Source organism: Polaromonas sp. P1_E3 (assembly GCF_056405935.1).
Genome location: NZ_JBFUBD010000146.1, coordinates 1 through 6,620, shown reverse-complemented (window position 1 = coordinate 6,620; position 6,620 = coordinate 1). Strand labels below are relative to the sequence as shown.

The window sequence follows — 6,620 nt, the reverse complement described above, 5'->3', positions numbered from 1 at the left end:
GCCCCGCCGTCTGCGAGAACCTGAACCAATACGCCCGGCAAATGGGCCACACCCCGGTGCAAGCGCAAGATACACCCGGTTTTATCGTCAATCACGCCGGCCGGGGCTATGGCACCGAGGCGCTGCGCATTGTCAGCGAAGGTGTGGCGGACTTCGCCACCATAGACCGCATCCTGCGCGACCAAGCCGGTTTCAAGCTTGGTCCGTTTGAATTGATGGACCTGACTGCGCTGGACGTTTCCCATCCGGTGATGGAGTCCATCTACAAGCAGTACTACGAAGAAGCCCGATACCGTCCCAGCGTGATCACCGCGCAGCGCTTGGCTGGCGGCATGCTGGGCCGAAAGACCGGCGAAGGCTTTTACCGCTATGTCGAAGGCTCCATGCAGGTACCGCCGGAGCCAGCGGTTCCTCAGGTGGCAGAACTTCCGCCAGTATGGGTTTCGCCGCGCGCTTCACGCCGCTCAGAGCTATTGCAACTGCTCAAAAACCTCGGCGCCAAAATCGAAACCGGCGCCTCCGCCTCACCACAGGCGCTGATGCTGGTGGCTCCCCTTGGCTTCGATATCACCACCGTCGCCGTCGTGGAGCGCCTGGACCCGGCCCGCACAGTGGGCATTGACATGCTGATCGACGACGCCGCCACCAAGCGGCGTGTGCTGGCCACCAACCCGGCCACCCGTACCGATATGCGCGACGCTGCCCACGCCCTCTTTGCCCGCGACGGAAAGGCAGTCAGCGTCATTCGCGACAGCGGCGGTTTTGTCACCCAGCGCGTGGTGTCCACCATCGTCAACATTGCCAGTGACATCTGCCAGCAGGGCATTTGCAGCCCGAAAGACCTGGAAACCGCCGTGACGCTGGGCCTGGGCTACCCCCTGGGTCCGCTGGCCATGGGAGACCGCTACGGCCCGACCAATGTGCTGGAAGTGCTGTTCAACATGCAAACCGTGTACGGTGACCAGCGCTACCGCCCCTCCCCCTGGTTACGCCGCCGCGGCGCCATCGGCCTGAGCCTCCTGCATCAGGAGGAATGAAACACCCCCGTCCAGGCTCACTACGTGTAGCTTGTTCCCCCTCGAGGGGGGCGACGCTAGCGGCCTGGCAAAGCCAGTTCCGCGGCGTCTGCGGGTAGATACGCAAACTGCGACCTTTGTAGAGCTGATTAATATTTTGAAGGATTGACATGGCAGGCGCACTAAAAAGTACCAGCGAGGGCGGCACGCTCATCCTTACGATCAGTAATCCGGAATTCAAGAACGCGCTCGGCCCGGACATCTACGCCGCGGGTATTGAGGCCCTGAATGCCGCCGAAAACAATCCCGACGTCCGCAGTGTGGTGATCACCGGGGAAGGTGCCATGTTTTGCGCCGGGGGAAACCTGCAGCGCCTGCAGGCCAACCGCCGGGAGCCGCCGGAAGTGCAGGCCCAAAGCATCGAAGGCCTGCACAACTGGATTGATTCGATCCGGACATACCCCAAACCCGTGATTGCCGCCGTGGAGGGTGCTGCCGCCGGCGCCGGGTTTTCGCTGGTGCTGGCCTGCGATTTTGTCGTCGCGGCGGACAACGCTGTGTTTGTGATGTCTTACAGCACGGTAGCGTTGTCGCCTGACGGCGGTGGCAGCTGGGCCCTGGCGCGCGCCCTGCCGCGTGCGCTGGCCAGCGAACTCCTGATGGCCGGCGAGCGCATAGGCCCACGCCGCCTGCATGACATGGGGATGGTCAACCGCGTCACAGCCCCGGGCGAAGCCCTCGCGCAGGCCCTGGAGCTGGCCGCCGGCCTCAACGCTCGCGCGCCCAACGCACTGGCCAGCATCAAGGAACTCATCAACGACGCAGCGGGCAGCACGCTTAACGAACAGTTGTCCAGCGAACAAAAGCATTTCGTTCGGAATTTGCATGACGCCAATGCCGGTGAGGGCATAGACGCCTTTCTGAACAAGCGCACACCGCACTACCGTTAGGCTCACCGCCCGAGGCAGCGGCAGCCCGGGCTGGTCTTTCAATTCAAATGGCCTTCTCCGGCCCCCGCGACACCCATGCGACAGCAGGGTGGCGCCGCCGGCGTCCCTCAAGCGACAATGGGCCTCTTGTTAGTCACTCAAAAGACAGACCATGGACGATCCGATTCTTACGATAGAGGAACGAGAGGCCATCAACAACGGCCGCTGGTTTTCATCCCTGTCCCCATCCCTGAGGCACGACATACTTCGATGCGCCTACGTCAAACGCTACAAAGACGGYGAACTCATCAGCGCCCGCGGCGACGCGCCGGAAGAATGGATATCCTGCGCGCGCGGTGCCATCCGGGTGAGTTCGACCTCGATTTCGGGCAAGCAGGTGACCCTGACCTACGTGGAGCCCGGCATCTGGGTCGGCGATGTGGCAATTTTCGACGGCGAGCGGCGCACCCACGATTCCTATGCGCATGGCGAGACAACGCTGCTGTGCGTCTCGCGTGCCGACCTGCGCAAGATATTGAGTCAGCACGTCGAGCTTTACGAGGCGCTGCTGCGCCTGCATGCCCGGCGCATACGGCAGCTCTTCGGCCTGGTGGAAGACCTCAACACCCTGCCCTTGCGTGCGCGGCTGGCCAAGCAGTTGCTTCACCTGGTACGCAGCTACGGCGTACCCAGCCTGGCAGACAGTGGCGAAGTGCGCATCGGCCTGCAACTGGCGCAAGAGGAGTTGGCCCAGCTGCTGGGCGCCTCGCGCCAGCGCGTCAACCAGGAACTCAAGTCCATGGAGCGGGAGGAAGCCATCCGCATCGAGCCGGGCGGCCTGGTGGTTCGCAATCGCCAGGCCCTGATGCGAATTTCTGAAGCTGAAGTCGACAAATAAATCAACAAGCAAACAAGCAAAAAATCAACACAGACAACACGTTCAAGCATGAGCAACTTCGATCACTTTGTCGGCACACGGGCTGTTTCAGGCGCGCAAGCTTTTGATGTCGCGGCCCTGACAAGCTACCTGGACCTGCACCTGTCCGGGTTCAAAGGCCCGCTCACGGTCGAGATCTTCAAGGGCGGCCAGTCCAACCCGACTTACAAGCTGATCACGCCCTCTGCCTCTTATGTGATGCGCGCCAAGCCCGGACCGGTGGCGAAGCTTCTGCCGTCCGCCCATGCGGTCGAGCGCGAGTTCAAGGTCATGCAAGGCTTGCAAGGCACCGACGTGCCGGTGCCCAAAATGTATTGCCTCTGTGAAGACGAGTCCGTGATAGGCCGCGCCTTCTACGTGATGGAATTTGTCGAGGGCCGCGTGCTCTGGGATCAGTCTCTTCCCGGCATGACCCACACCCAGCGCGGCGAGATTTACGACGAGATGAACCGCGTGATCGCTGCCCTGCACAAGGTGAAGTTTGCCGAGCGGGGCCTGGCCGACTACGGCAAGCCCGGCAATTACTTTGAGCGCCAGATTGGCCGCTGGAGCAAGCAGTACACCGCCTCCATCACCCAGCCCATTGCAGAAATGGACAGCCTGATGCAATGGCTGCCGGCCAACATCCCGGCCAGCGCGCGCGACGAAAGCCTGGTCTCCATCGTGCACGGCGACTTCCGGCTCGACAACCTGCTGTTCCACGCGACCGAGCCGCGCGTGCTGGCCGTGCTCGACTGGGAGCTTTCCACACTGGGACACCCGCTGGCCGACTTCAGCTACCACTGCATGGCCTGGCATATTCCACCGGGCGCTTTCCGCGGCATCGGCGGGCTGGATGTCGCCAGTCTGGGCATTCCCACCGAATCGGATTACATACGCCTTTACTGTGAGCGTACGGGCCTGGCCACACCCGAGGCACTCAAGGCCGACTGGAACTTCTACATGGCCTATAACCTGTTTCGCATTGCCGCCATCCTGCAGGGCATTGCCAAGCGCGTCGAGGCCGGTACGGCCTCCAGCGCGCAAGCCGTCAGCTCAGCCGCAGGGGCTCCGCTGCTCGCAAAAATGGCATGGGGCTTTGCGCTGAAAAGCCAGGGCTGATCCCGCTGCTGTCCTCATAACAACATCGCCCACATCCTTCTGGAGATTTCATGGACTTCAACTACACCCAAAAAGTACAGGAACTGCGGGCGCGCCTGCTCAAGTTCATGGACGAGCATGTCTATCCGAACGAGGCCCGGTTTTACCGCGAGATCGCAGAAAACCGCGCCAAGGGCAATGCCTGGATCCCGACCAAACTCGTTGAAGAGCTCAAACCCAAGGCGCGGTCAGCAGGGCTGTGGAACCTGTTTTTGCCGCATTCGCCGCGTGCGCCTGAGGGTCTGTCCAACCTCGAATACGCGCCGCTGTGCGAAATCATGGGCCGTGTGCCTTTTGCGGCCGAGGTCTTCAACTGCTCGGCACCCGACACCGGCAACATGGAAACCATTGCCCGCTACGGCTCGGAAGCCAATAAAGACCAGTGGCTGGACCCGTTGCTCAAGGGCGAGATCCGCTCGGCCTTCCTGATGACCGAACCCGAAGTCGCCTCGTCCGACGCCACCAACATCCAGTGCCGTATCGAGCGCGACGGCGACGACTACGTGCTCAACGGCCTCAAGTGGTGGTCATCCGGTGCGGGGGACCCGCGCTGCGCCATCTACATCGTCATGGGGAAAACCAACCCCGACGCAGGCCGCCACGAACAGCAATCCATGATCCTGGTGCCCGCCAACACGCCTGGCATTGAGGTAATCCGCCCGCTGTCCGTCTTCGGCTACGACGATGCCCCGCATGGCCACATGGAAGTGCGCCTGACCAATGTGCGCGTGCCCGCCGCCAATCTGATGCTCGGCGAAGGCCGCGGTTTTGAAATCGCCCAAGGCCGCCTGGGCCCCGGACGCATCCACCACTGCATGCGCAGCATCGGCATTGCCGAACGTGCGCTGGAGCTGATGTGCAAACGGCTCAATACCCGCGTCGCCTTCGGCAAGCCGATTGCCAGCCAGTCCGTCTGGCACGAGCGCATTGCCGAGGCCCGCTGCATGATTGAGCAGGCCCGCCTGCTCACCCTCAAGGCAGCCTACATGATGGATACGGTGGGCAACAAGGTTGCCAAGGCCGAGATCGCGATGATCAAAGTGGTCGCACCCAACATGGCCTGCCAGATCATCGACTGGGCCATCCAGGCCCACGGCGGCGGTGGCGTGTCGGACGACTTCCCGCTGGCCTACGCCTACGCCAGCCAGCGCACATTGCGGCTGGCCGACGGCCCGGACGAGGTGCATCGCGCTTCTCTGGCGAAGCTCGAGCTGGCCAAGCACTTGCTGATGCCCGGCGAAGTCGAGATGCCGATCACGCGTGGCGGCTGACGCGCCCCAGCTCGCTATCAAATCAATAGCTGCTCGCGCTCGCCCTGTATGGCTAGAGTGCGATTTTCGCCCTGAAAATGGCAAATGCGATCAGAGCGTGATGTCGTTGGACAGGCCCGCAATGGCCGATTCGCAGGCGCTCGTGAAAACCTGGGCTGCATGTTCCAGTGTCGGCATGTCGGCAGGGGTGTACTGCATGCGCAGGTAGGCCTTGCCGCGCAGAATCATCAGGATGAAAGGCACTTGCGCATCCGGTGCCGGCTCCGGCCAGTTCATCAGCAACTCCACCAGGTGAGTGTCCAGCCAGGCCTGTGCATGCACGCGCTGGTCTGCCATGACTGCATAGCGCTGCCAGAACGGCTTGGGCAGGCTTTCCCAGCCCACTTCCGAATACATGGCCAGCCAGCGCACCTCTTCCGGCATGCTCGGGTCTGCGGTGGTCTGCAGGGTGTCGGTATACGCCTGGTAAGCGCGTTTTTCGAGTGAATCCTTCAGGGCCCGGTTCATGACCAGCACCGTGACGTCGTCGTTGACCTTGATCTCGCCCCGCGCGCGGAGTTCTTCGCCGCGGATGTAGTCGCGCGAGGCCCGGCCACGTTCCATCTTCCAGGGCTTGCCGCTCACGGAACCTTTCAGGGCAAAGCCCTTGCCCTCCCCCAGGCCGGTATACGAAAAGCCGCGGGTGCCGGCCCACTCGGACACGGCATCGTCGGAGGCGCCGGCATCGCCCGCATCCCCCTTGCCTCCGACAAAGACTTTCTTTAACCGCTCAAACATGGTTTTTGCTTTTCTCTTAAAGTGCAGCAACCTCATGTTAGTCCAAGGAAGCGCCAATGATCAATGTTTACTCCTGGCCCACACCGAACGGCCACAAGGTCCACATCATGCTGGAAGAGTGCGGATTGCGGCTGGACCGGGACTGGCGGGCGATTCCCGTCAATATCGGCACCGGCGACCAGTTCAAGCCCGAATTTCTGGCCATCAGCCCGAACAACAAGATTCCTGCGCTGATCGATCCGGTGGGTCCCGACGGCAAGCCTATTTCGCTATTCGAATCCGGGGCCATCCTCCTGTACCTGGCCGCAAAAACAGGCCGATTTTTGCCAAAAAGCGACCGACTCAAATTTCAGGTGCTGCAGTGGCTGATGTTCCAGATGGGCGGCGTTGGCCCCATGATTGGACAGACCCACCATTTCCGGCAGTATGCGCCGGAGAAAATCGACTACGCCATCAACCGCTACACCAATGAAACGAAGCGGCTGTACGGTGTGATGGACAGGCGGCTTTCGGCGAACAAGTTCATCGCCTGCGATGAATACACCATCGC

At 61.9% G+C, this 6,620-nt stretch carries 7 protein-coding genes; 6 read left to right on the top strand and 1 reads right to left on the bottom strand.

All coding sequences use genetic code 11. The features are described 5' to 3' along the window. From AC1D0Z_RS14170 to AC1D0Z_RS14150, 5 genes are all read left to right on the top strand, one after another. On the top strand, window positions 1–1,037 hold a 1,037-nt coding region (locus AC1D0Z_RS14170), incomplete at its 5' end, for a 3-hydroxyacyl-CoA dehydrogenase family protein (protein ID WP_477658866.1). A 149-nt stretch (window positions 1,038–1,186) separates the two neighbouring features. Next, window positions 1,187–1,966: an oxepin-CoA hydrolase, alternative type gene (locus AC1D0Z_RS14165; protein ID WP_477658865.1), complete on the top strand. Its 780-nt coding sequence runs from the start codon at window positions 1,187–1,189 to the stop codon at window positions 1,964–1,966. 151 nt (window positions 1,967–2,117) lie between these two features. Next, window positions 2,118–2,843 (top strand): Crp/Fnr family transcriptional regulator, encoded by a 726-nt coding sequence (locus tag AC1D0Z_RS14160; protein ID WP_477658864.1) that lies wholly within the window; start codon window positions 2,118–2,120, stop codon window positions 2,841–2,843. 48 nt (window positions 2,844–2,891) lie between these two features. Further along, on the top strand, window positions 2,892–3,983 hold the full coding sequence (locus tag AC1D0Z_RS14155) for a phosphotransferase family protein (protein WP_477658863.1): 1,092 nt from the start codon (window positions 2,892–2,894) through the stop codon (window positions 3,981–3,983). A 50-nt stretch (window positions 3,984–4,033) separates the two neighbouring features. Beyond that, window positions 4,034–5,293: an acyl-CoA dehydrogenase family protein gene (locus AC1D0Z_RS14150; RefSeq protein WP_477658862.1), complete on the top strand. Its 1,260-nt coding sequence runs from the start codon at window positions 4,034–4,036 to the stop codon at window positions 5,291–5,293. 90 nt (window positions 5,294–5,383) lie between these two features. On the opposite strand, the gene AC1D0Z_RS14145 is transcribed toward AC1D0Z_RS14150, so the two are convergent. Then, window positions 5,384–6,070: a hypothetical protein gene (locus AC1D0Z_RS14145; RefSeq protein ID WP_477658861.1), complete on the bottom strand. Its 687-nt coding sequence runs from the start codon at window positions 6,068–6,070 to the stop codon at window positions 5,384–5,386. A 56-nt stretch (window positions 6,071–6,126) separates the two neighbouring features. Between AC1D0Z_RS14145 and AC1D0Z_RS14140 the strand changes: the two genes are divergently transcribed. After that, on the top strand, window positions 6,127–6,620 hold a 494-nt coding region (locus tag AC1D0Z_RS14140; protein ID WP_477658860.1), incomplete at its 3' end, for a glutathione S-transferase N-terminal domain-containing protein.

Excerpts from the sequence above, each read along its gene's own strand:
- AC1D0Z_RS14165 (WP_477658865.1), top strand. The coding sequence starts at position 1,187 with ATGGCAGGCGCACTAAAAAGTACCAGCGAGGGCGGCACGCTCATCCTT.
- AC1D0Z_RS14155 (WP_477658863.1), top strand. The coding sequence starts at position 2,892 with ATGAGCAACTTCGATCACTTTGTCGGCACACGGGCTGTTTCAGGCGCG.
- AC1D0Z_RS14150 (WP_477658862.1), top strand. The coding sequence starts at position 4,034 with ATGGACTTCAACTACACCCAAAAAGTACAGGAACTGCGGGCGCGCCTG.
- AC1D0Z_RS14145 (WP_477658861.1), bottom strand. The coding sequence starts at position 6,070 with ATGTTTGAGCGGTTAAAGAAAGTCTTTGTCGGAGGCAAGGGGGATGCG.